The 21,821-nt window shown below is 68.0% G+C and carries 23 protein-coding genes; 17 read left to right on the forward strand and 6 right to left on the reverse strand.

Features of this window, described 5'->3' with window-relative positions:
- Positions 1-103: 103 nt before the first annotated feature.
- The 12 genes from FWJ47_RS02670 (at position 104) to rplI (ending at position 11,435) form a co-directional block, all read left to right on the forward strand.
- Positions 104-1,540, forward strand: coding sequence for a CCA tRNA nucleotidyltransferase (locus tag FWJ47_RS02670; protein WP_147103713.1), 1,437 nt, complete (start codon positions 104-106; stop codon positions 1,538-1,540).
- Positions 1,540-2,907 carry a glycosyltransferase family 87 protein gene (locus FWJ47_RS02675; protein WP_147103716.1) on the forward strand — a complete coding sequence of 456 codons (1,368 nt, stop codon included), beginning with the start codon at positions 1,540-1,542 and terminating at the stop codon, positions 2,905-2,907. Before FWJ47_RS02670 ends, FWJ47_RS02675 begins: the two co-directional genes overlap by 1 nt.
- A 100-nt stretch (positions 2,908-3,007) precedes the next feature.
- Positions 3,008-4,297 carry a DUF418 domain-containing protein gene (locus tag FWJ47_RS02680; RefSeq protein ID WP_147103720.1) on the forward strand — a complete coding sequence of 430 codons (1,290 nt, stop codon included), beginning with the start codon at positions 3,008-3,010 and terminating at the stop codon, positions 4,295-4,297.
- 110 nt (positions 4,298-4,407) lie between these two features.
- The gene (locus FWJ47_RS02685) at positions 4,408-5,319 is read left to right on the forward strand and encodes an ABC transporter ATP-binding protein (RefSeq protein WP_147103723.1); all 912 of its coding nucleotides are present in this window, start codon (positions 4,408-4,410) and stop codon (positions 5,317-5,319) included.
- Complete coding sequence (locus FWJ47_RS02690; protein ID WP_147103726.1) at positions 5,316-6,170, forward strand: ABC-2 transporter permease; 855 nt, start codon at positions 5,316-5,318, stop codon at positions 6,168-6,170. The genes FWJ47_RS02685 and FWJ47_RS02690 overlap by 4 nt, the downstream gene beginning before the upstream one ends.
- Positions 6,171-6,181: 11 nt before the next feature.
- The gene (locus FWJ47_RS02695; RefSeq protein ID WP_147103729.1) at positions 6,182-7,558 is read left to right on the forward strand and encodes a sensor histidine kinase; all 1,377 of its coding nucleotides are present in this window, start codon (positions 6,182-6,184) and stop codon (positions 7,556-7,558) included.
- A complete protein-coding gene (locus FWJ47_RS02700) occupies positions 7,555-8,304 on the forward strand; it encodes a response regulator (RefSeq protein ID WP_147103732.1) in 750 nt (249 codons plus the stop codon). Before FWJ47_RS02695 ends, FWJ47_RS02700 begins: the two co-directional genes overlap by 4 nt.
- Before the next feature lie 10 nt (positions 8,305-8,314).
- The gene (locus FWJ47_RS02705) at positions 8,315-9,601 is read left to right on the forward strand and encodes a M18 family aminopeptidase (RefSeq protein ID WP_246126132.1); all 1,287 of its coding nucleotides are present in this window, start codon (positions 8,315-8,317) and stop codon (positions 9,599-9,601) included.
- 104 nt (positions 9,602-9,705) lie between these two features.
- Positions 9,706-10,005: a 30S ribosomal protein S6 gene (rpsF, locus tag FWJ47_RS02710; protein ID WP_147103734.1), complete on the forward strand. Its 300-nt coding sequence runs from the start codon at positions 9,706-9,708 to the stop codon at positions 10,003-10,005.
- 66 nt (positions 10,006-10,071) lie between these two features.
- Complete coding sequence (locus FWJ47_RS02715; protein WP_147103737.1) at positions 10,072-10,644, forward strand: single-stranded DNA-binding protein; 573 nt, start codon at positions 10,072-10,074, stop codon at positions 10,642-10,644.
- 60 nt (positions 10,645-10,704) lie between these two features.
- On the forward strand, positions 10,705-10,950 hold the full coding sequence (rpsR, locus tag FWJ47_RS02720; protein WP_146340640.1) for a 30S ribosomal protein S18: 246 nt from the start codon (positions 10,705-10,707) through the stop codon (positions 10,948-10,950).
- A gap of 29 nt (positions 10,951-10,979) precedes the next feature.
- On the forward strand, positions 10,980-11,435 hold the full coding sequence (gene rplI, locus FWJ47_RS02725; RefSeq protein ID WP_147103740.1) for a 50S ribosomal protein L9: 456 nt from the start codon (positions 10,980-10,982) through the stop codon (positions 11,433-11,435).
- A 38-nt stretch (positions 11,436-11,473) separates the two neighbouring features.
- On the opposite strand, the gene FWJ47_RS12010 is transcribed toward rplI, so the two are convergent.
- Complete coding sequence (locus FWJ47_RS12010) at positions 11,474-12,961, reverse strand: condensation domain-containing protein (RefSeq protein WP_170228447.1); 1,488 nt, start codon at positions 12,959-12,961, stop codon at positions 11,474-11,476.
- A gap of 89 nt (positions 12,962-13,050) precedes the next feature.
- Here FWJ47_RS12010 and FWJ47_RS02735 point away from each other — a divergent pair, with 89 nt between their 5' ends.
- The 4 genes from FWJ47_RS02735 to dnaB all read left to right on the forward strand — a co-directional run bounded on the left by FWJ47_RS02735 (position 13,051) and on the right by dnaB (position 17,334).
- Positions 13,051-13,860, forward strand: a complete 810-nt coding sequence (locus FWJ47_RS02735; protein WP_246126133.1) for an alpha/beta fold hydrolase — start codon at positions 13,051-13,053, stop codon at positions 13,858-13,860.
- A 591-nt stretch (positions 13,861-14,451) separates the two neighbouring features.
- Positions 14,452-15,567: an LLM class flavin-dependent oxidoreductase gene (locus tag FWJ47_RS02740; RefSeq protein WP_147103743.1), complete on the forward strand. Its 1,116-nt coding sequence runs from the start codon at positions 14,452-14,454 to the stop codon at positions 15,565-15,567.
- 170 nt (positions 15,568-15,737) lie between these two features.
- Positions 15,738-15,944 (forward strand): hypothetical protein, encoded by a 207-nt coding sequence (locus FWJ47_RS02745; RefSeq protein WP_147103746.1) that lies wholly within the window; start codon positions 15,738-15,740, stop codon positions 15,942-15,944.
- Positions 15,945-15,972: 28 nt separating this feature from the next.
- Entirely contained in the window at positions 15,973-17,334 is a 1,362-nt protein-coding gene (dnaB, locus tag FWJ47_RS02750) for a replicative DNA helicase (protein WP_147103749.1), read from the forward strand.
- Positions 17,335-17,397: 63 nt separating this feature from the next.
- Here dnaB and FWJ47_RS02755 read toward each other — a convergent pair whose 3' ends face one another.
- Positions 17,398-17,862: a hypothetical protein gene (locus FWJ47_RS02755; RefSeq protein ID WP_147103752.1), complete on the reverse strand. Its 465-nt coding sequence runs from the start codon at positions 17,860-17,862 to the stop codon at positions 17,398-17,400.
- Positions 17,863-17,874: 12 nt separating this feature from the next.
- Positions 17,875-19,224, reverse strand: a complete 1,350-nt coding sequence (locus tag FWJ47_RS02760) for a galactokinase (protein ID WP_147103755.1) — start codon at positions 19,222-19,224, stop codon at positions 17,875-17,877.
- A gap of 133 nt (positions 19,225-19,357) precedes the next feature.
- Between FWJ47_RS02760 and FWJ47_RS02765 the strand changes: the two genes are divergently transcribed.
- The gene (locus FWJ47_RS02765; RefSeq protein WP_147103758.1) at positions 19,358-19,783 is read left to right on the forward strand and encodes an organic hydroperoxide resistance protein; all 426 of its coding nucleotides are present in this window, start codon (positions 19,358-19,360) and stop codon (positions 19,781-19,783) included.
- Between the two features lie 270 nt (positions 19,784-20,053).
- Here FWJ47_RS02765 and FWJ47_RS02770 read toward each other — a convergent pair whose 3' ends face one another.
- The 3 genes from FWJ47_RS02770 to FWJ47_RS02780 all read right to left on the reverse strand — a co-directional run bounded on the left by FWJ47_RS02770 (position 20,054) and on the right by FWJ47_RS02780 (position 21,779).
- On the reverse strand, positions 20,054-20,626 hold the full coding sequence (locus tag FWJ47_RS02770) for a DUF1648 domain-containing protein (protein WP_147103761.1): 573 nt from the start codon (positions 20,624-20,626) through the stop codon (positions 20,054-20,056).
- A gap of 223 nt (positions 20,627-20,849) precedes the next feature.
- Positions 20,850-21,359, reverse strand: coding sequence for a DUF4190 domain-containing protein (locus FWJ47_RS02775; RefSeq protein WP_147103764.1), 510 nt, complete (start codon positions 21,357-21,359; stop codon positions 20,850-20,852).
- A gap of 69 nt (positions 21,360-21,428) precedes the next feature.
- Positions 21,429-21,779 (reverse strand): hypothetical protein, encoded by a 351-nt coding sequence (locus tag FWJ47_RS02780; RefSeq protein ID WP_147103767.1) that lies wholly within the window; start codon positions 21,777-21,779, stop codon positions 21,429-21,431.
- Between the last annotated feature and the right edge of the window lie 42 nt (positions 21,780-21,821).

Consider the following 21,821-nt stretch of genomic DNA (forward strand, 5'->3'; position numbering starts at 1 on the left):
GCTCATGCACGAGGCCGCTTCGCGGCTCGAAGACAAGGAATCCTCCGACGTCGAATGCCGCGCGCCGTGATGCCCTGTGCGCACCCCTAGACTGTTCTGCATCATGGTTGATCTTCCCCAGGGATTCCCGGACGGTGCGCGCCTGCCGGATGCTGCTGCTGCTCTCGGCGATCGGTTTGAGGCCGCCGGTTTCGAGCTGTCGCTGGTGGGCGGCCCGGTGCGGGACCTGTTCCTGGGTCGGCTCTCGCCTGACCTGGACTTCACCACAGACGCGCAGCCGGACCAGATTCTCAGGATCGTGCGCCCTTGGGCGGATGCGGTGTGGGAGATCGGCCGGGACTTCGGCACCATCGGCCTGCGGAAGTCCGACGCGGAGGGTGACTACCAGCTCGAGGTCACCACGTACCGGGCTGAGGCCTATGACTCGGGCTCCCGGAAGCCGGAGGTCCGATTCGGCAAGGATCTCGGCGATGACCTGGTCCGCCGTGACTTCACCGTCAACGCGATGGCGCTGCGCCTTCCCTCCCTGGAGCTGGTGGATCCGCACGGGGGCGTGCGGGACCTGGTGGGCAGGCAGCTGCGCACTCCGGCGACCCCGGAGGAGTCCTTCTCGGATGACCCGCTGCGGATGATGCGTGCCGCACGGTTCGCCTCCCAGCTGAGCCTCGACGTCGCCCCGGAGGTGCGTGAGGCGATGACTCAGATGGCGGGGCGCCTGGAGATCGTCTCCGCCGAGCGCGTCCAGGCGGAGTTGGTGAAGCTCATCAACGGGCAGTCGCCGCGGGCCGGGATCGACCTCATGGTCGACACCGGCCTCGCCGATATCGTGCTGCCGGAGGTCCCGGCCCTGAAGCGGCTGGATGATGAGCACAACCGCCACAAAGACGTGTACCAGCATTCGCTGCAGGTGCTTGAGCAGGCCGCTGACCTTGAGACGGACGCCGAGGGCCCCGTCCCGGCGCCTGATTTCATCCTCCGGTTCGCGGCGCTGATGCACGATGCCGGCAAGCCTAAGACTCGTCGGTTCGAGCCGGGCGGGGCAGTCAGCTTCCGTCACCACGACGTCGTGGGCGCCAAGATGACCCGGAAGCGGATGCAGGCGCTGCGGTTCGACAAGGACAGCATCAGAGCCGTCACCAAGCTGGTGGAGCTGCACATGCGGTTCTACGGGTACGGCGAGCAGGAGTGGACCGACTCCGCCGTCCGCCGGTACGTCACGGACGCCGGGGATCAGCTGGAGCGGCTGCACCGGCTCACGCGCTCCGACGTCACCACCCGCAACCGGCGGAAGGCCAACCGGCTCGCCCACGCCTACGACGACCTCGAAGACCGGATCGCCGAGCTGAAGCAGAGGGAGGAGCTCTCCAAGATCCGCCCCCACCTCGACGGCGAACAGATCATGGAGATCCTCGGCATTCCCCCCGGGCCCAGCGTCGGCAAGGCGTACAAGTTCCTCCTGGACCACCGGATGGAGCACGGCCCCATGGAGCACGACGACGCCGTCGCCCTCCTGAAGGATTGGGCCCGCAAGAGCCTGTGATGCAGCGACCCGCTCCGATCTCTCGCACGGACCCGGTGGTGCGGCTGCTCTCCGACCGGGCGGGAGGCCCGGCGGGACGGCGCATGGGGCCCCGGAGGGAAGGCTTCTGGACGCTGCCGCGGGTGCTCCTGGCCCTCACCGCGGTGGGGGTCCTGCTGTCGGCGCTGTCCATGCAGCACTGCCGGGCGAACGGCTGGGGCGGAGTGGAGGTCTACCACTACGGCTGCTATTCGGATGTGGCCGCGCTGTGGAGCGGCCGGGACTTTGCCGAGTCCCCATGGGCGCCGTTCCTTGAGGACCTGAGCACCTTCGAGTACCCGGTGCTGACCATGCTGCTGGCCTCCTTGGCCGCCAGCGTGACGCACGGGCTGGATGGTCTCACCGACGGCTACTGGGAGCACCGCACCGGGCTGCTGTTCTGGGACGTCACGTTCCTCACCGCTGCGCTGTGCTGGTTCGCCCTGGTGCTGGTGACGATGCGGGCGGCCCGCCACAGGCCCTGGGACGCGGCGATCGTTGCGCTCTCCCCAGCGATCATCTTCGGCATCGGGATCAACTGGGACATCTATCCCGCCCTGGCGCTCGCCGGGGCGATCCTTCTCGCTCAGCGGCAGCGGTGGGCCTGGGCGGGCCTGCTGATCGGCGTTGGGGCCTCCTTCAAGCTCTACCCCCTATTCATGCTCGGCGCGCTCTTCACCCTTGCGGTGCGCAGGCAGCTGCGGAAGGACGATGCCGCCGCAGCTCACCCGGAGGACGCCCCGGACCTGGCCAGCCTGGTGAGGTTCACGGCGGCGGGGGCGGCCGCCTGGGCCGTGCTGAACGTTCCGGCGATGCTGATCAGCTGGGAGTCCTGGGTCAGGTTCTACGAGTTCTCCTCCGAACGCGGAGCTGGGTATTCGAGCATCTGGCACGTGTGGCAGACCCTGGCCGAGCAGGGCCCGGACGCCGACACGGTGTCCACTCTCAGCTTCCTGCTGTTCCTGGCCTGCTGCGCGGCGGTGTTCGTGCTGGGGATGACCGCCCCGGTGCCGCCGCGGATGGTGCAGCTGCTGTTCCTGATCGTCGCCGCGTTCTGCATCGCCAACAAGGTGTATTCGCCGCAGTTCATGCTGTGGCTTGCCCCGCTCATCGTGCTGGCCGCACCCCGTATGCGGGACGTGATCATCTGGCATGCGGTGCAGCTGCTGCACTTCTGGGCGATCTGGATGCATCTGGCGAACATCATCGGCGACGCCGAGCCGCAGCACAGCTTCGACGAGAGCCTCTACGTCATCGCTGCGGCGGCGCACATGCTCAGCACCCTGTACATCTGCGCACAGGTCATCTGGGACATGCACCGCCCGTCCCGCGACATCGTCCGCGTCTGAAGAGATGCCTTCGGCCTCGTGTATGTCCTCGCCAGGCACCTGGGCGCTGCTCATCCTTGCGACGGATGCAGCGACCGGGCGATCCCAGTAGGTTTTGGGCATGAGCGCGGAGCATGAAGAGAGTCAGAACGGAGCACCCACGAGCGCACAGGCCCACACGGCGCCGGCGTCGTCGGCCTCTCCCGTCCGGCTGCATGCGGTGGATGCGCTGCGGGCGTTGGCGCTGCTGGGGATCATCTCCGTGAACGTGTGGTTCTTCGCCCGCCCTGACACCATCGTCGGAGCCCTCACCGGGGAATTGGACACTGCTCAGCCCACCGGCGCCGACCAGGTCGTCCGCTTCACCTCCAGCCTGCTGTTCGAGGGCAAGTCGTATGTGGTCTTCAGCTTCCTGTTCGGGCTGAGCTTTGTGCTCGCCTGGGCGCGCGCCGCCGAGACGGGGGCCTCCGAGGCCCGGCGCTCGCTGCGCCGCTCCGCGGCGCTGATCGTGCTGGGCGCGCTGCACGGGATCTTCCTCTTCTTCGGCGACATCCTGCTCGCCTACGGGATCCTCGGGATGCTTCTGCTCGCCGTCCGCCGGATCAGCGCGAAGCCGGCACTGATCATCGCAGGCTGCCTCTATGCGCTGGTGATGGCAGTGGTGCTGGGCAGCGCCGCCCTCATGGCCATGATGGACGCGGCCGCCGGCGGGGACGCCATGGGCGGCGGGTTCGACTTCGGGCTGAGCGCCGAGGACGTCACCGAGGCGTACACCGGATCCATCGGCTCCTATCTGCTGTACCAGCTCATCGCCTGGATCGTCATGGTCTTCAACATTCTGCTCGGGCAGGGTCCCCTCGCCTTCGCCGCGTTCCTTGTGGGCCTGGTGGTCGGCCGCGCACGGCTGATCGAGCGGCTGCTGGCGGGCGAGTTCGCCACCGGGCGTCTGCTGGCGATGGCGCTGCCGGCACTGGCATTCGGGCTGCTGGTCAGCGGGCTCGGCTCGTGGCTGGCGTGGGGGCCGCCGGGCACGGCCGGACACGACGGCGGCGCCTGGGCGATGATGGGTCAGGCTCTCGCCCTCGCGGCCGGGCCGATCCAGTCCTTCGGATACGTGGTGGTGCTGCTGCTGGCGTTCCGCTCCGGAGCATTCGACTGGCTGGTGAGGCTCCTGGCTCCCGCAGGGCGCATGTCTCTGACGAACTATCTGCTGCAGTCGCTGGTGCTGATGCTGATCTTCGCCGCTCCCGGCCTGGGCCTGGCAGGTCAGCTCGAGGCGGGCGCCGTCGGCGGAATCGTCCTTGCCCTCTGGGCGGCCCAGCTGCTGGTCTCCCACCTGTGGTTCGCGAAGTTCAAGCGAGGCCCGCTGGAGGCCCCCGTCCGGGCGTGGACGTATAGGGAGAAGGCGTAGCTTTGCTTTGGAGCGGGCCACCACCGGGTTCATGTGATCGAGATCAGCGGGCCTGAGATCAGCCCTGAGAGGGATGTGCTCCCCCTGGGGGCGGACCTAGTGTGGTTGCCGTGATCACAGCCGAGAACCTCACCAAGACCTACGGGGCCACCACCGCGGTGGACGGGATCAGCTTCGCCCTGCAGCCCGGGCAGGTCACCGGCTTCCTGGGGCCCAACGGGTCCGGGAAGTCCACCACCATGCGGATGGCGGTCGGCCTGGACCGGCCCACGTCCGGCTCCATCACCGTCTGCGGGATGGAGTATGCGCGCCACCCAGCCCCCATCCGCAATGTGGGCGCGGTGCTCGACGCCGGCGCCGCCCATCCCGGCCGCACCGGCCGCGGGCACCTGAAGGCCCTCGCCGCCCCCTGCCGAATCCCCGCGGGCCGGGTCGAGGAGGTCATCGAGCTGACGGGCATGGGGCCGGCGGCGAACAAGCGGATCAGGCAGTACTCGCTGGGGATGAGCCAGCGCCTCGGGATCGCCGCCGCGCTCCTCGGGGACCCGGCGGCACTGGTCTTGGACGAGCCGGTCAACGGGCTGGACCCGGAAGGGGTCCGTTGGGTGCGGCAGCTCTGCCGGCAGTTCGCCGCCGAAGGGCGCACCGTGTTCGTCTCCTCCCACCTGATGAGCGAGATGGCCCAGACCGCCGACCACCTGATCGTGCTCGGCCGCGGTCGGATCCTCGCCGACGCACCCATGGGCGAGCTCATCAGCGACGGCGCGGAGCAGCGCACCCTCGTCCGTGCCGAGGAGGCCGCGACGCTGATGAACGCGCTCAGCGGCGAAGGCGTCACCCTGACATCCCTCGACACCGAGACCTTCGAGGTCAGCGGCGTCTGCCCCCGCATCATCGGCCGCCGCGCCCTGGACACCGGGGTGGTGCTCCACGAGCTCACCCCGCAGGAGACCTCGCTGGAGGACTCCTACATGAGGCTGACCGGAGAGCACGTCGAATACCGTTCAGGAGGAGCCGGATGAGCCCCCACCGCACAGCCCGCGGCGTCCACGAGCCCGTCCGGCCCTTCACCCCTGATCCGGATCTGCCGGGGCTGACCTTCGGCGGGGCGCTGGTCTCCGAGCTGCGCAAGCTTGCCGCCCTGCGCACCGCGTGGTGGCTCACCGGCATCTCCGTCGGCCTGAGCGTGCTGCTGGCCGCGGCCGTCTCCTGGAGCTTCACCGGCGCGGCCGCCGAGGCCGAACTCGGCCACCCCAGCGACATCGCTGACGGCGCGATGGCCGGCACCTACTTCGCGATGATCCTGCTCGGTGCGCTCGCCGTCATCGCGGTCACCACCGAATACTCGACCGGCTCGATCCGCTCCGCCCTGACCGCGGTGCCCCGCAGGGGGATGCTCGCCGCCGCCAAACTGGTGGCGGTGCTGCTGATGACCGCGGCCGCCGCGGCCGTCATCGTCGGGATCAGCCACCTGACTGCGGCACTGATCACCGAGCAGCTGGGCGTCCTCGACGTCGTCGCCGACGGCACCGTGCCGATCATCTACGGGGCCAGCTGGCTGGCGATGATCATCACCGCGGCCCTCGGGTTCGGACTGGGCCTGCTGCTGCGCTCCTCCGCCGGCGGGATTGTGGTGCTGGCGGTGCTGCTGTTCGTGATCGACCTGGCGCTGGCAGTGATGTATGGGGTCACCCAGGCTGACTGGGTGCAGTCGCTCTCCGAGTGGCACTACATGTTCTTCCTCAACGAGTTCGTCCGCCTCGGCGACGAGCACCGTGAGGTGGGCAGGCCGGTCGCGATGCTCGGCATGCTCGTCTGGGCGGTCGTCCCGACCATCGCCGGCTGGATCCGATTCCTCCGCGCCGATGCCTGATACTGGAGCCCATGCCAGAGTCTGAGCGGCCGCCGCCGTCTCCCACCAGCGGGTTCGAGGAGCTCGCCCTCGTCCGGCGGCCCGGCATCCGCGGGTGGTTCCGACGCCACCCCCGGTGCATGAACGCCGCCGTCGTCGGGATCTACCTCTTCATCTCACTGTGGACCCTTCCGACCGCCGCCCTGGACATGGGGCAGAGCGCCTGGTGGCTGCTGCCCGGGCACCTGCTCATCGCCGCGCTGCTCTGCTTCCGGCACCGGTGGCCGCTGCTGGTGCTTCTCGCGGCTGGGCTGACGGAGGCGGCGATGCTGGCCTTCTACCCCTGGAACGGCACCCAGATGCTCAGCGTCTGGTTCGCCGCCTACTGCATCGGCCTGCATCGTGGCCTGATCTGGGCGGTGGGCACCGGTGTGCCGGTCACGGTGTTCGGCTACGCCAGCTACGTCCGGCTGGACGCCTGGACTGCTGAGCACGGTCCGAGCTTCTGGCTGACCGATGTGTACATGGCGCCGACCGAGAACGTCATGGGTCTCGGAGCCGTCATCGTGGTGGTCCAGCTGTTCTCCACCGGCATCGCGGGAGCCATCGGCTCCGCGGTCCGCACCTCCCGCCGGCACGAGCAGGAGATGCTCGAGTGGGCCTCCCGCAGCCATGAGCTTGCGCAGGCGGCGGAGCGCAACCGGATCGCCCGGGAGATGCACGACGTCGTCGCCCATTCGCTGTCGGTGATGATCAGCCTGGCCGACGGGGCCAAAGTGGTCAGCCGCCGCGACCCCGGACGCGCCGAGGAGGTCCTCACTGAGCTGTCCTCCACCGGCCGAACCGCGCTGGCAGACATGCGGCGCGTCATCGGAGTGCTGAAGAAGGGGGAGGACGTCGGTGAGGCCCGCCGGCCCATGCGCGAGTCCCTCGAGGAGCTCTACGAAGGATTTCGGCAGGCCGGGCTGCCCCTGCGGGTACGCACCTCCGGTCCGCCGCTGCCGGAGGATGCCGCATTCGGGCTCACGGTGCACCGCATCATCCAGGAATCGCTGACCAACGTGCTGCGATACGGGCGGCAGGTCACCGACGTCGAAGCCGCCGTCGAACATCTCCCCGGCACCACCGAGGAGGAATGGCAGCGCCTCGCCGAGGACGGATACAGCCAGAAGGAGGCCGAAGCGCTGGGGCTTGCCGGCCCGGCCCAGGTCATCATCAGCATCACGGACGACGGCATTGTCGCCGACGCCGACGGTCCCCGCTCCTCGGTAGGATCCGGGTTGGGGATCCGCGGCATGCAGGAGCGCGCCGGGTTCTACAACGGGTCCGTGTGGGCCGGGCCCGGCAAGTACCGCGGGTGGACCGTCCGGGCGGTCCTCGAACCGCCCCAGAGGAGGAGAGACGCATGAGCATCAGAGTCGCGCTCGTGGACGACCAGCACCTGCTGCGAATGGGGTTCCGGCTGATCCTCGAAGGCGAGGAGGACCTGCAGGTGGTGGGGGAGGCGGCCGACGGCGCCGAAGCCCTCGAACTGCTCGGCCAGCTCGGAGGGGAGATCCCCGACGTGGTGCTCATGGACGTGCGCATGCCCCGGATGGACGGAATCGAAGCCACCGCCAGAGTGGTCGAGCAGCACCCCGACACCAAGGTCATCATCCTCACCACCTTCGACCTCGACGAGTACGCGTTCTCCGGGCTGCAGGCCGGGGCCAGCGCGTTCCTCCTCAAAGACGTGGAGCCCGCCGCCCTGGTGGAGGCGGTGCGGACCGTCGCCAACGGGGACGCCGTCGTGGCCCCACGCATCACCCAGCGCCTCCTCGAGGTCTATCTCCGCAGAGGGCAGCCCGACGCCGCAGCGGCCGCGCCCGTCCGCAGAGAGCCCGCGGCCGAGCCTGATCAAGCGGCGCCCTGCGGGGAGGACATCGCCCGCGCCCTCAACGACGGCGTCCCCCGTGAGCCGCTCACCCAGCGGGAGACCGAGGTGCTCTTCGCCGTCGCCGAAGGGCTCTCCAACGCGGAGATCGCCGGCCGGCTCTTCCTCTCCGAAGCCACCGTGAAGACCCACGTGCGCCGCATTCTCACCAAGCTTCAGCTGCGTGACCGGGTCCAGGCGGTCGTGTACGTCTATCAAGCCGGCCTCCTCAGCGCTGAGTAGGCTGGTCACCATGACGATGAGCGCTGACCAGCTGGTGGCTGACCTCGGAGAGTTCGTGACGGCCTCGCCGTCCTCCTACCACGCTGCCGAGGAGACCGCCCGGCGGCTCGCAGCAGCCGGATACACACAGCTCGGCGAGCACCAGGACTGGGGCCGGATGCGGCCCGGCGGGAAGTATGTGGTGGTCCGCGACGGCGCCGTCATCGCCTGGGCCGTGCCCGGGGACGCCGTCCCCACGGCCCCGGTGCGGATCCTCGGCGCCCACACCGACTCCCCCGGGTTCAAGCTCAAGCCCGCCCCCACCGTCGCCAGGCACGGATGGGTCCAGGCCGGGGTTGAGGTCTACGGGGGCCCGCTGCTGAACTCCTGGCTGGACAGGGAGCTGCGCCTCGCCGGCCGGATGGTCTTCAGCGACGGCAGCGAACGCACCGTCGACACCGGCCCGGTTGCCCGCATCCCCCAGCTCGCCATCCACCTGGACCGGCAGGTCAACGACGGCCTCAAGCTCGGCAAGCAGCAGCACACCCAGCCGATCCTCGCGCTCGCCGCCGACGGGGCGACCGACGTTCTGGACATGATCGCCCGCTCCGCCGGCATGAGCGGCGAGGAGGTGGACGGGTACGACATTGTGGTCGCCGACGCCCAGGCGCCCGCCCGGTTCGGGGCACGGGAGGAGTTCCTCGCCTCCGGCCGGCTGGACAACCTCTCCTCCGTGCACGCTGGGCTGGCGGCCCTCGAGCAGCTCGCCGGGCGGAGCCTCACCGGTGCCATCCCGATGCTGGCCGCCTTTGACCACGAGGAGGTCGGCTCCGGCTCCCGCTCCGGCGCGGCCGGCCCGTTCCTGGAAGAGGTGCTGGACCGGATCTACGCCGGGCTGGGCGCCGCCCCGGACGAGCGGGCCCGGGCGATGCACAGCTCCTGGCACGTCAGCTCCGACGCCGGCCATGCAGTGCACCCCAACTACCCGGAGCGGCATGACCCGGCCAATCGTCCTCTGCTCAACGGGGGCCCGCTGCTGAAGATCAACGCCAACCAGCGCTACACCACCGACGCCCGCGGCACCGCCATGTGGGCCCGCACCTGCCGGGACGCAGGCGTCCCGTTCCAGGAGTTCGTCTCCAGCAACGACGTTCCCTGCGGCTCCACCATCGGCCCGATCACCGCAACCCGCCTGGGCATCAGCACCGTCGACGTCGGCATCCCCCTGCTCAGCATGCACTCAGCCCGCGAGATGTGCGGAGCCGAGGACATCGCGCACCTCCGCGATGCCGTCAGCAGTTTTTTCAGCGGGGCCTGAGTGCCGTAAGATAGCTGAGTTGTGCGCTTCAGAGCGCACGAACGCATCGAACCTCCTGTGACGGAAGTCCCGTCACCGCAAGACCGAAGGAGGTGGGTTCACACATGCGTCACTACGAACTGATGGTGATCGTCGACCCCGAGGTTGACGAGCGCACCGTTGAGCCGACTCTGGGCAAGTACATGGAGCTCGTGAAGAAGAACGAGGGCACCGTGGACAAGATTGATGTCTGGGGCCGTCGCCAGCTCGCCTACGAGATCGACAAGAAGACTGAGGGCATCTACGCCGTCGTCGACTTCCACTCCAACCCTGAGACGGCCAAGGAGCTTGACCGTCTGCTGCGCCTGAACGAGACCATCGTGCGCACCAAGATCACCCGTCCCGAAGAGATGAAGATCGCCTGACGATCTTCGTGGCTCTCCGCCGCTGGTACTCAACCGAATTCGGATACATCACTCTGAGGAGAAATCATGGCCAATGAAACCATCATCACCGTCGTCGGGAACCTGACTGCTGACCCGGAGCTGCGCTTCACCCCTTCGGGTGCGGCCGTCTCCAACTTTGTCATCGCTTCCACTCCCCGGTACTTCGACCGCCAGGCCAACGAGTTCAAGGACGGCGAGACTCTGTTCGTCCGCTGCTCGCTGTGGCGCGAGGCGGCGGAGAATGCCGCGGAGTCGCTGACCAAGGGAACCCGTGTGGTCGCCCAGGGCCGCCTGAAGGCCCGCTCCTTCCAGACCAAGGAGGGCGAGAACCGGACCAGCTGGGAGCTCGACGTCGATGAGATCGGGCCTTCGCTGCGCTTCGCCACCATGCAGGTCAACCGTCAGCCGGGAGGCGGCGGCAACCGCGGCGGCGGCGGTGGCGGCTTCGGAGGCGGTCCCTCCGGAGGCTTCGGCGGCGACTCCTACGGCGGCGGCCAGCAGAGCTCCGGCAGCTGGGGCTCCGGCCCGGGGGGCGGGCAGCAGCCCGACCCATGGGGCGGCCAGCCCTCCACCGGAGGCGGCTGGGAGACCCCCAGCAACGACGAACCACCATTCTGATCAATCACCATCCCGCGCCCACCCGGGCTGCGGGCTCCATCAAGGAAAAGGAGCACCACGATGGCTGGCAAGGCTGACACCAAGAAGCCCATCAAGCCGAAGGCGAACCCGCTCAAGGCTGCTGACATCACCCACATCGACTACAAGGACACCGCTCTGCTGCGGAAGTTCATCTCCGACCGGGGCAAGATCCGTGCTCGCCGCGTCACCGGCGTGAGCGTGCAGGAGCAGCGCAAGATCGCGCAGGCCATCAAGAACGCCCGCGAGATGGCCCTGCTGCCCTACGCCGGCGCAGGCCGCGGCTGAGTCCGACTGAGGAAGGAAAGGAACAACCAATGGCAAAGCTCATCCTGACTCAGGAAGTGACCGGACTCGGCGCCGCAGGCGACGTCGTGGAGGTCAAGGACGGCTACGCGCGCAACTACCTGCTGCCCCGCGGCTACGCGATGACGTGGTCCAAGGGCGGCGAGAAGGACGTGGAGCGCCTTCGCGCAGCACGTCAGGCCCGCGAGATCGCCACTGTTGAGGAGGCCCAGGCCCTGGCTGAGAAGCTGCAGGCCAACCCCGTCAGCATCCAGGTGAAGACCGGCGAGTCCGGCCGCCTGTTCGGCACCGTGGGTCCTGCTCAGATCGCTGAGGCTGTGGAGGCCGCAGGCCTCGGCAGCATCGACAAGCGCACGGTGGAGATCCCCGAGCGGATCAAGGCCACCGGAAGCTACGCCGCCACGGTGAAGCTGCACGCTGATGTGACCGCGGCACTGGATCTGAATGTGATCCCCGCCGGCAAGTAGGCGTCACCCCGCAGCCAGGGCCCCGGGCCGGGCTTCCGTCAGGGAGCCTGCTCCGGGGCCCTGCTGCGTCCGGCGGGCTTCCGCATCCCTTCCAGGGGGCCGCGGAGCCCGTAGACGAGTCCGGCCAGCCAGGTGCGCATGGCCCGGCGGGCCTGCCGGGTGTCCGGGTAGCGGCACCGCAGGTGCATCCCCGATTCGTTGATGACGAACCACACCATGACCCCGTCGGTGCGGATCATCGCAGAGACGTGCTGGGGATGCAGGTCCTCCGGCACGTTCACCGGCAGCTTCCGGTGGTCCAACCAGGACATCGCGAACATCCCAGGGTCCTGCGGCATGCCCCCGTAGGGCCGCATGATCGGCGCGAGCGGGTGGGAGCCCAGGCGCACGGCCTCCTTCACCGCCGCATAGCAGGCATGATAATCCGGGTCTGCGGATTCGATCACCGAATTGGTGATGAACCAGCCCACCGCGTCATACCAGCGCGCATCATAGCGGGAGTGGACCGGGAACACGGCCCGGAGCGGCTCGCCGACCAGCTCGTGCGCGAGCTTGGTCATGACGGAGACGGCGACGGCGATCAGCCGTACGCCCTTCTCCTTGGCGTGGGCCTCCACGTCGGCGAGCTCCTCGGCGTCGAAGACATCCCGCACCTCCACCACCTCGGGGGCCGGGGAGGAGCCCCCGAGGTCCAGGGGAAAGGTCGGCATGGCTCCGCCGCCGGAGTCCAGGATCTCCCGCCAGCGTGCCACGATCTCAGCCGGAGGGAACGGCCGGGCCTCCAGGGCCGCCGAGTGCACCGAGAAGGACTCCGCCGGGGGCAGCGCCTCCCCGGGGGAGCGGCCGGCGAGCAGGTCCTCCACAGCGGCCGAGAGGTCTCGCATCAGCACCAGCAGGCTCCACGCGTCCACATGGGAATGGTCGGAGCCGATGACGACCTGGGGCGGGCCGCCGTCGGCGGTCTCCTCGATCAGGCAGAGCCGGTGGGAGGGTCGGGCGAATGGGTCGCAGACTGCGTCGAAGTGGGAGCGGAGAGCGCTCCGGATCTCTTCGGCGGTCAGCGACGGCACCTGCTGGACAGCGATGCCCGCAGCGTCGTGATGGCCTGTGCGCTCGGGCTGCGGGGGCAGAGGCTCAGCGGGGCTGAGCGGCTCCCAGGCCCCGCCGAGAACCTCCACAGGGGTGAGCTCCAACTCTGTGTCCGGGCCCCCGCAGACCGGGCTGGCGTCGTCGCGCCTCTTGGAGGGGGCGCCCGGCTGCTTCCAGCCGAAGACGCTCCGCAGGGCGCCGTGCCGAGCGATCACCGCATGCCAGGCCTCCGCGACCGTCTCCCGGGAGGCATGCACCGGAAGCCGGAACGCCGCCGCCATCCAGGACCCCGGGCGGGAGCCGAAGCTGACGTGCCGGTCTTGGTCGAACGATACCGGAATCCGCTGCCCGGGCTCTGCGGCCTCCTGCACGGTCAGGCTGTAGCTGAGCAGCCGACCGGCCTGCACGTGCATCTGGGAGACATTGGTGAGCCGCATGAGGCGTAGTCTAGGTTTCAGCTGAAAACCGAAAGCGCCGGTTGTATGAACGCCGGTTTAACAGATGAGCAAGAGGTGACCTCTCACCCGTGGCAGCAGCCGAGATCGCCGCACTCCGCACTGAAGGCGCATCCCTCGCCTACGAGCTCACCGGGCCGGACGCCCCCGAGGCTCCCTTTTTTGTGCAGATGCACGGGCTCACCTCCTCCGCCTGGCGGGAGCACCGCGCCGGCCTGGACATGACCGCCGGGCTGCCGGGGGACTTCCGGGTGCTGCGCTACGACGCGCGCGGCCACGGCTCCTCCACCGGCAGGCCCTTCCCCTACGACTACCTCTGGCCGCACCTCGCGGATGATCTGCTCGGGCTGCTCGACACCCTCGCTCCCGGGCAGAAGGTCCATGCCGCTGGGCCGTCGATGGGCACTGCCACGCTGCTCTACGCGGCTCTTCGAGATCCCGAGCGGTTCCGGACTCTGACGCTGATGGTGCCGCCCACCGCCTGGGAGACCCGGGTCGCCCAGGGGGAGTCCTACCGGGCCTCAGCGGATCTCGTGGAGAAGAAGGGCATCGGTGCGTTCGTCCGCGTGGGCGAGGACGTGCTGCCCCCGCCGGCACTGGCTGACCGCCCCAAGGAGCGGGTGCCCGCCGTCAGCCAGGAGCTGCTGCCCTCGATCTTCAGGGGAGCGGCGATGACGGACCTCCCGGCGCTGGAAGAGATCAGCACGATCAGCATCCCTGTGCAGATTCTGGCCTGGGCGGATGACCACGCGCACCCCGTCTCCACCGCGCAGAAGCTGCACGCGGCGATTCCGGGATGTCAGCTGCGCATCGCGGAGACCCCGGAGGACCTGCAGACATGGCCGGTGACCACCGCCGGCTTCCTCGCCCAGCATTCCTAGGGGCGAGGGGGCGGACCGCCGAGCCGGGCCCTCGCGAGAGGCCGTACCAGCAGGATCGCACCGCGAAGGTCCGATCCTCTTCCCTGTGCCGGCGGCCCAGCGATCCGTCGACGCGGATGCACGCTGAAGGAATCTCCAGCCAATACCCGCGCCGTCTGTTGCTCCCATCAAAGCGGGACGATCAACACTCTAGAGCGGCTGTGAGGGCCGGAGCAATAGCTCTGTCCACCGGGGTTGTGGATTACTTGTGAAGTATGCGGCGTGTTCTGTGCACTACCTGAGGGAAAGGTTGTGGATAGAATGTGGAAGCTCGTGGATGCAATGGTCTGACCTGGGGTTTTACAGCGACACGCTTGTGGGGAGAACTTTTTTCAGGAGCGGTTTCCGTCCGTGAGCGGCGCTTGCTGTTAGCCGCACAGGCGTGTATAAGCGGTGCTGCGGCAGCGTCTCTGAGGCATTTTCCACAGGTTATCCCCACCCTGGTGATAATCCGCACAGCGGAGTCTGGGGATAACTGCCCAGGTCAGGCCGTCCATGAGGGAGGACCACAGGGAGTCGTGTCTCTTTCAAATTTGAACTACCCTGGTGCGTATGCAGTTCGGAATCTTCTCCATCGGCGACGTCACGCCCGACCCCACCACCGGCAGGGTGCCCTCGGAGCACGAGCGTATCGAGGCGACGGTGGCCATTGCCAAGAAGGCCGAGGAGGTGGGCCTGGACGTCTTCGCGATCGGCCAGCACCACAACCCGCCCTTCGTCGCACCCGCCAATCCCCCGATCTTTATGGCGCACCTGGCCGCCCAGACCGAACGGCTGCTGTTCTCCACCGCGACCACCCTCATCACCACGACCGACCCTGTGCGGCTGGCCGAGGACTACGCCTACGTGCAGCATCTCACCGGCGGACGGGTCGACCTGACGCTCGGCCGAGGCAACACCGGGCCGGTCTACCCCTGGTTCGGCAAGGACATCCGGGCGGGCATCCCTCTTGCCGTCGAGAACTACTCGCTGCTGCACAAGCTCTGGCGTGAGGAGAGCGTCGACTGGAAGGGCCGGTTCCGCACTTCGCTGGAAGGCTTCACCGCCACTCCTCGGCCCCTGGACGGCACTCCGCCGTTCGTCTGGCACGGCTCCATCCGCTCTCCGGAGATCGCCGAGCAGGCGGCCTACTACGGCGACGGCTTCTTCCACAACAACATCTTCTGGAACAAGGAGCACACCGGGCGGCTCATCGACCTGTACCGCCAGCGGTACGAGCACTACGGCCACGGCCCCGCCGAGCAGGCCATCGTAGGCCTCGGCGGCCAGGTGTTCATGCGGTCCACTAAGGAGGAGGCGGTCCGCGAGTTCCGCCCCTACTTCGACAACGCGCCGGTCTACGGCGGCGGGCCCAGCCTCGAGGAGTTCTCCCGACACACCCCGCTGACCGTGGGCACCCCGCAGGACGTCATTGAGCGCACGCTGACCTTCAGCGAGTACGCCGGGCACTACCAGCGGCAGCTGTTCCTCATCGACCACGCCGGCCTGCCCCTGAAGACCGTCCTGGAGCAGATCGACATGCTCGGCGAGCAGGTGGTGCCTGTGCTGCGGGAGGAGTTCGCCGCGCAGCAGCCGGCCTCCACTCCTGCTGCCCCGACTCATGAGCTGATGGTCAAGCGCCGTCAGGAAGGCCGTGACCCTGTTCCTGGGGGTCGCGGGAACAGGTGACGGGCGTCGCCGCGCAGCCATGACCCCCTGACATCCGCACTCCCCCGTTCGTCCAGGTTCGGCGCGGATCAGAGGTGAAGTTTTACCTTGTGCTCAGGGCGCTCTCAGTGTTGGTGCTTACAGTTCTATAGCAGTAATGATCCCAACCCGCCATCAGAGCGGAGGCTGATATGACGTTCCAGGAGTCTGAGAAGGGCGAGACCCGTTTCGCGCTCCGTCCGGAGCAGGACCAGGAGATCGACGAGGGGCGGAGCCGTCCCTCATCCGATGATGACCTCGGCTTCTCCGCATCCAACCGGGCCGTCGGCATCACGCTCGCCGTCGGAGTAGGCCTGATGATTCTCGTGCTCATGCTGCCCTACATCAGCGGAGTGTGACCCCCTCGATCTCCCGTACGCTGGTGCGGTGAGCATCGACACCTACGACCCCTCCACCGGCGCGGGCCACGAGTCCCGTATCCCCCCGCAGGATGTCGTCGCCGAGCAGTCGGTGCTCGGCGGGATGCTTCTGGACAAGGACGCGATCGCCGACGTCGTCGAGATCCTCCGCGGGACGGACTTCTACCGCCCTGCCCACGAGATGATCTACGAAGCGGTCATCGACCTCTACGGCCGCGGCGAGCCCGCCGATGTCGTCACCGTCAATGACGAGCTCTCCAAGAAGCAGCAGCTGCAGCGGGTGGGCGGCCCCACCTACCTGCACAACATTGCCCAGACCGTCCCCACCTCCGCCAACGCAAGCTTCTACGCGGAGATCGTCCGCGAACGGGCCATGCTCCGTCGCCTGGTGGAGGCCGGCACCAAGATCGTCCAGCTCGGCCACACCGCCGACGGCGAGGTTGAGGCGATCGTCAATGAGGCTCAGGCGGAGATCTACTCCGTTGCTGAGAACCGGCAGTCCGCCGACTACGTCTCCCTCTCCGATGTGCTCGCTCCCACCATCGACGAGATCGAGACCAACGCCGCCCACGACGGCTCCCTCACGGGCATTCCCACCGGGTTCCGGGAGCTCGATGAGCTCACCCACGGGTTCCACGGCGGCCAGATGATCGTCGTGGCCGCCCGTCCGGCCATGGGCAAATCGACGCTGGCCCTGGACTTCGCCCGGTCCGCCGCGGTCAACAACCACATGCCCACTGCGTTCTTCTCCCTCGAGATGGGCCGCACGGAGATCGCCTCCCGCCTGCTCTCGGCCGAGTCCCGGGTGCTCTTCGGGGATCTTCGCAAAGGAAACCTGAAGGACGAGGACTGGGAGAAGATCTCCCAGGCTGTGGACAAGCTCGACAACGTGCCCCTGTACATCGACGACAGCCCCAACATGAGCCTGATGGAGATCCGTGCCAAATGCCGGCGCCTCAAGCAGCGCAACGGGCTGAAGTTCGTGGTGCTCGACTACCTGCAGCTTCTCTCATCCGGCAAACGCGTCGAATCCCGCCAGCAGGAGGTCAGCGAGTTCTCCCGCACCCTGAAGCTCCTGGCCAAGGAGATCGACGTCCCCATCGTCGCGCTCTCCCAGCTGAACCGAGGATCCGAGCAGCGCCCTGACAAGAAGCCCCAGGTCAGCGATCTGCGCGAATCGGGGTCCATCGAGCAGGACGCCGACATGGTTCTGCTGCTGCACCGCCCCGAGGTCTATGACAAAGAGACCGAGCGCGCCGGGGAAGCTGACATCATCGTCGCTAAGAACCGAAACGGCCCCACCCGGGACATCGTCGTCGCCTTCCAGGGCCACTATGCGAGGTTCCAGGATATGGCGAGGGACTTCTAGGGCCTGAGGCCCGAAGGGCGACGCCTCGGCAGCCGGCCGAGAGGCGTGCGCGATGCCGGCAGATTACAGGGCGGCCAGTATCTGGTCGAGGAAGAGGAAGCCGGCGGTGCCGTAGATCAGGCCGATCCAGAGGGAATGGGTCAGGCTTCGCCAGAACTGGCCGGTGGCGATCAGCAGTCCGAATGCCCACGGCAGGCACGCCAGCACGTACCCTCCGGCCACGAACCACAGGCCGATGAACTCCTGCACCGAGAGCATGTACACCCCCATGCCGAGGGTGAAGATCATCGTCGACTCGAACAGCAGCGCGGCGATCAGCAGCGCGGTCACCACCGCCCACAGCCGGCGGGCCCATTTCCAGCGCTGCTCCTGACGGCGCAGCTGCTCCTCCCGCTGCTTCCGCGGCACTGAGGAGGGCTTCCGCTGAGCGCCCTTGGCTGCGGCGCATGTGCCGGCTGGCCGCTTCTTGGACGCCGGCTTCCTCTTCGCGGGGGATTTCTTCTTGGACGAGGGTTTCTTGCTGCTCATCTCGTCTCCAGCCTACGCGGCGGGCCAAAGGGCCCGGGCCGGGCCGCTGGGGGTGACGTTGACGAAGCGGATCCCCGCGTCCAGTCGGCTGACCGCCGCTGTGAGGGCGTCCACGGCGGCATCGGGGGCGAGGATCAGCACGCTGCCGCCGAACCCGCCGCCGATCAGCCGGGCACCCTGCGCGCCTGCCCCCAGGGCGGTCTTCACCACCCGGTCGGCCAGGGGGAAGCTGACCTGTGCGTACTGCCGCATGCTGCTGTGCCCGGCGGTCATTACCTCGCCGAGCTCCTCGGCCGTCTCGGTGACCCCGTGGCACTCCCCGGCGAAGTGATGGTGCAGCTTCTCGGACCGGGCGATCTCCGTCAGTGCGTGCTTGAGCCGCCGTCGGCAGTCTTCCGTCGGCCGGCCGAAGATCTCCTGCTTTCCCTCAGCGAGCTCGTCGAAGCGGGCCAGGGCGTCGTCGACCTCTGCCTTGCGAGCGCGGGGACCGAGGACGTCGCGCAGCCGTGAGACGCCCAGCAGCTCTGCCGCCGCCTCGGAGTCCGCCCGCCGGGAGCCGAACTCTCCGTCGGAGAGCGCGTGGGGGGTGTCGGTGTCCGCGGCGATCAGCCGATGTCCGCGCAGCAGAAACCCGATCGCCACCTGCTGGACGGTGAGGTCTCGGCAGTCCAGGGACAGCACCATGTCCTCGGCCGCGCGCATCGAGGTGGTCTGGTCCAGCCCCCCGGTGCCTGCTCCCACCACCTCCACTTCGGCGCGCATGCAGGCTGCGGCGATCTCCGCCCGGTGGGAGTCCGTGAGCGCGTCAGTGAGCAGGGTGCCGGGGTTCTCATGTCCCAGGGCGGAGCCCAGCCCGACGAACGCCAGGGCGGCCGCGCACTCCAGCGCCGCGGATGAGGAGAGCCCGCCGCCCACCGGCAGGGTCGAGCGGATCAGCAGGTCCGCTCCGAATCCCTCCGGGAGCCGCAGATCCTCGCTCTCTGCCTGCTGCAGCGCCCACAGCACCCCGGAGACGTACCGGGTCCAGCCCGGAAGCTCGTCCGGGGCCTGGGCGGCCTTGGGGCTTATGGTGGAGATCGCGACGTCGTAGGCCCCCTGATCCAGGGAGGCCTCCAGGGTGCGCACGCGCAGCACCCCGTCGGTGCGGGGGCGGGCTGCTGCATAGGTGCCGTGGGGCAGGGCCATTGGCAGGCAGCGGCCCCCGTGAAAATCGATGTGCTCCCCGTTGAGGTTCGCCCGGCCCGGTGCGAACCAGACCCCTGCGGGGTCCGCGCCGAACTCCTCGCTGAAACGTGCTCGGAGATTCTCTGCGATGGCGGCAGGCTCTCCCGCGGAGAGCCACCTGGGCTGGGCGTCAGTCATCGGGAGCAATTGTGCCACCCTGGGCCGCAGGTCAACGTCCGCCTCAGACTCCCCGGATCCCCTGGAACATCTGGGCCGGGTGTGATGCTCTAGGAGACGGACACCCGTTCGATGACTCTTCTAGGAGGACACCATGGCAGTTGACGTGAAGTACACCGCAGAGGCTCTTGCCACCGGCGGCGGCCGCGAGGGCCAGGCCAAGACCAAGGACGGGGCCCTGGACTTCACCCTTGCCCCGCCGAAGGAGATGGGCGGCTCCGGCGAGGGCGTGAATCCTGAGCAGCTCTTCGCCGCCGGCTGGTCGGCCTGCTTCCTCGGCGCGATGAAGAAAGTGGCCGGGGACGACTACGACACCACGGACGCCTCCATCGGTGTGAAGGTCAGCATCGGCGGCGACGACGACGGCGGGGTCGCCCTCGCCGCTGAGATTGAGGTGGTCCTGCCGCACCTGGAGCAGGCCGCCGCCGAGGAGCTGGCTGAGAAAGCTCACGCCTTCTGCCCCTACTCCAAGGCCACCCGCGGCAACATCGACGTGAAGGTCAGCGTCGACCAGGACTGATTACCGGAATGACGGGGAGGCAGCGGGTTGATCCTTGCCTCGGCAGTGGCGAGAGGAGCCTGCTGACTTTCCCCGAGCAGTGGCAGGTCTGTGCCACATGTGCGGCCCCGCGTGCAGCAAAGAGGTTCTGAACCGCTGCGCGTGGGGCTTCATCTGCATCGGTAGATGTGCAGAGTGGTGGCCGGCTTTGCGCGTCGCATGCTTACACCAGTGCCGAGAAGCCGCCCGAGGGGCAGGGCTCGTGGTGCCCGGGTTTTCAGCATTTCGTCTTCACCGAAGCTTGTACATCCGCACGACGAAGAAGACCATACTTGCGACGAGGACGGCCGTGCCTACGTGGACAAGGACGATGTTCTCGTTGCCCAAGAGCCAGGGAAGATACAGGCCCGTGCTCATCACGGTGAGAGCTGCTGTCACCCAAACCAGCATCTGCACGGCGTTGCGATACTGACGCTGAGCGTTGTCTTTGCTGAGTTCGAACGGGAAATTGAAGATTTTCGGGAAGCGGGTCAGTACAGCCGTGCCGATGACGATCGGTAGGAGCGTCAGGGCTATGAGGACCACTGTGCTGCGTGATCCGTACGAGACCGTGCCGCTGAGCGACCAGTGGATGGGTACTTCCTCTGGCATGGAAGGCACCTGGAGCAGCGTATAGGCGCTGATCAGCACCGCGACGGCAACCGAAGCTGTCAGCAGGCTCCGGTGGAAGACATCCAGGGTGAAGTCTGGTTCTGGACGGGACGCCATCGAGGGAAAAGTGAGGGGACGTTCTTCTTTTCTGAAGGCTTGTCCCTGTGATGGGGCTTCGCTCCGGCCTGTCCCACCGCGCTGCTCCTCTGCCATGCCGCCCCCTCAGCGCCGTAGTGTCCTTGGAGGCCATCCTTGCAGAACCTCCACCACGGCTGCTGGGGAACGCAGGAGGGTTACGTCCGGCGCGGGTGTCCCACCCCCGCCAAGTGTCTGCCTGAACAAGGGTCCTCTCCATGCTTCAAGGCCACCCGCAACATCGGCGTGAAGGTCAGCGTCGCCCAGGACTGAGCCCCCTGAGCGTGTGGGACGGTCGTGCTCAGGCGTACTGGCCGGCGGCGATGAGGATGAACACGAGGAGCCCGAGGATCACGAGCAGGTAGAGGATTCCCAGCGCCAGGGAGATCCACCCCATCACCACACCTGGGGCGCCGTTTGCGCCGCCGCGGTTGGCTTTGCGGCCCTGCCAGACGCCCAGCCAGCCGAGCACGAGGGACACCGGGCCGGTGATCCACAGGAACGGGGAGATGACCACGGCGTTGACCAGACCGATAATGCCCAGCACCAGACCGGCGGTCTCGTTCCCCTTTCCCGGCGGCTGCTGCTGATAGCCGTAGCCGGACCCGGGCGCGGGGCCGTCCGCGTAGGGATAGTCGCCCTGCGGAGAGCCGGGGTGCCCGTACCCGGGATGCTGAGCGTAGGTCTGCTGCGGGTAGGCGGGGTAGCCGCCAGGCTGAGCCGGACTCTGAGGTGCTTGAGGGTAGTGCCCCTGATTGGACTGCTCGTAGTCGGGGCGAGGGTGATCGGCGTCGTCAGATCCCTGTGTCACAGGGGGCTCCTTCCAGAGAGCGTACGTTCCCCGTGCGTCGAGGTGAGAGGCGCAAGGGCTGCGGCGGCGTCAGGGCGCGGTGGTCATGAAGCCGACGAGGGCGAGAAGCACGAACAGAACCGCGATGGCAGCGAAGGCCACGCCGATCCAGCCTGTGACCCGGCCAGCGGTCTGCACGCCGGAGACGTTGCCGGCCCTGCGTGCCACGCTGGCCTGCCAGACCGCCAGGGGGCCGAAGACGATCGGCAGCAGCAGGATGCCCAGAATTCCGAAGACCAGGGAGAGGGTGGCGTTCTGCTGGCCCGGCTGCTCACCGCCCTGCGGCGCCTGGCCGTAATGGCCTGCGGGGTAAGGGCTCTCGGCGGCGTTCGGCTCAGCGGGCTGGCCGTAAGGACCGTTGTTCTGAGTCGGTTCAGTCATACCGATTACTCTATGCCTGATTTCCTGAATGTCCCCTGAAAG

The sequence above is a fragment of the Nesterenkonia populi genome (assembly GCF_007994735.1).
Taxonomy (GTDB): Bacteria; Actinomycetota; Actinomycetes; order Actinomycetales; family Micrococcaceae; genus Nesterenkonia; species Nesterenkonia populi.

Bases quoted from the DNA above. Each gene is read 5' to 3' on its own strand.
- FWJ47_RS02765 (WP_147103758.1), top strand. From the start codon at position 19,358: ATGGCAGTTGACGTGAAGTACACCGCAGAGGCTCTTGCCACCGGCGGC.
- FWJ47_RS02755 (WP_147103752.1), bottom strand. From the start codon at position 17,862: ATGAGCAGCAAGAAACCCTCGTCCAAGAAGAAATCCCCCGCGAAGAGG.
- FWJ47_RS02670 (WP_147103713.1), top strand. From the start codon at position 104: ATGGTTGATCTTCCCCAGGGATTCCCGGACGGTGCGCGCCTGCCGGAT.
- FWJ47_RS12010 (WP_170228447.1), bottom strand. From the start codon at position 12,961: ATGCGGCTCACCAATGTCTCCCAGATGCACGTGCAGGCCGGTCGGCTG.
- FWJ47_RS02745 (WP_147103746.1), top strand. From the start codon at position 15,738: ATGACGTTCCAGGAGTCTGAGAAGGGCGAGACCCGTTTCGCGCTCCGT.
- FWJ47_RS02760 (WP_147103755.1), bottom strand. From the start codon at position 19,224: ATGACTGACGCCCAGCCCAGGTGGCTCTCCGCGGGAGAGCCTGCCGCC.
- rpsR (WP_146340640.1), top strand. From the start codon at position 10,705: ATGGCTGGCAAGGCTGACACCAAGAAGCCCATCAAGCCGAAGGCGAAC.
- rplI (WP_147103740.1), top strand. From the start codon at position 10,980: ATGGCAAAGCTCATCCTGACTCAGGAAGTGACCGGACTCGGCGCCGCA.
- FWJ47_RS02690 (WP_147103726.1), top strand. From the start codon at position 5,316: ATGAGCCCCCACCGCACAGCCCGCGGCGTCCACGAGCCCGTCCGGCCC.
- FWJ47_RS02700 (WP_147103732.1), top strand. From the start codon at position 7,555: ATGAGCATCAGAGTCGCGCTCGTGGACGACCAGCACCTGCTGCGAATG.
- FWJ47_RS02780 (WP_147103767.1), bottom strand. From the start codon at position 21,779: ATGACTGAACCGACTCAGAACAACGGTCCTTACGGCCAGCCCGCTGAG.
- FWJ47_RS02740 (WP_147103743.1), top strand. From the start codon at position 14,452: ATGCAGTTCGGAATCTTCTCCATCGGCGACGTCACGCCCGACCCCACC.
- FWJ47_RS02705 (WP_246126132.1), top strand. From the start codon at position 8,315: ATGACGATGAGCGCTGACCAGCTGGTGGCTGACCTCGGAGAGTTCGTG.
- FWJ47_RS02680 (WP_147103720.1), top strand. From the start codon at position 3,008: ATGAGCGCGGAGCATGAAGAGAGTCAGAACGGAGCACCCACGAGCGCA.
- FWJ47_RS02715 (WP_147103737.1), top strand. From the start codon at position 10,072: ATGGCCAATGAAACCATCATCACCGTCGTCGGGAACCTGACTGCTGAC.
- FWJ47_RS02770 (WP_147103761.1), bottom strand. From the start codon at position 20,626: ATGGCAGAGGAGCAGCGCGGTGGGACAGGCCGGAGCGAAGCCCCATCA.
- FWJ47_RS02695 (WP_147103729.1), top strand. From the start codon at position 6,182: ATGCCAGAGTCTGAGCGGCCGCCGCCGTCTCCCACCAGCGGGTTCGAG.
- rpsF (WP_147103734.1), top strand. From the start codon at position 9,706: ATGCGTCACTACGAACTGATGGTGATCGTCGACCCCGAGGTTGACGAG.
- FWJ47_RS02675 (WP_147103716.1), top strand. From the start codon at position 1,540: ATGCAGCGACCCGCTCCGATCTCTCGCACGGACCCGGTGGTGCGGCTG.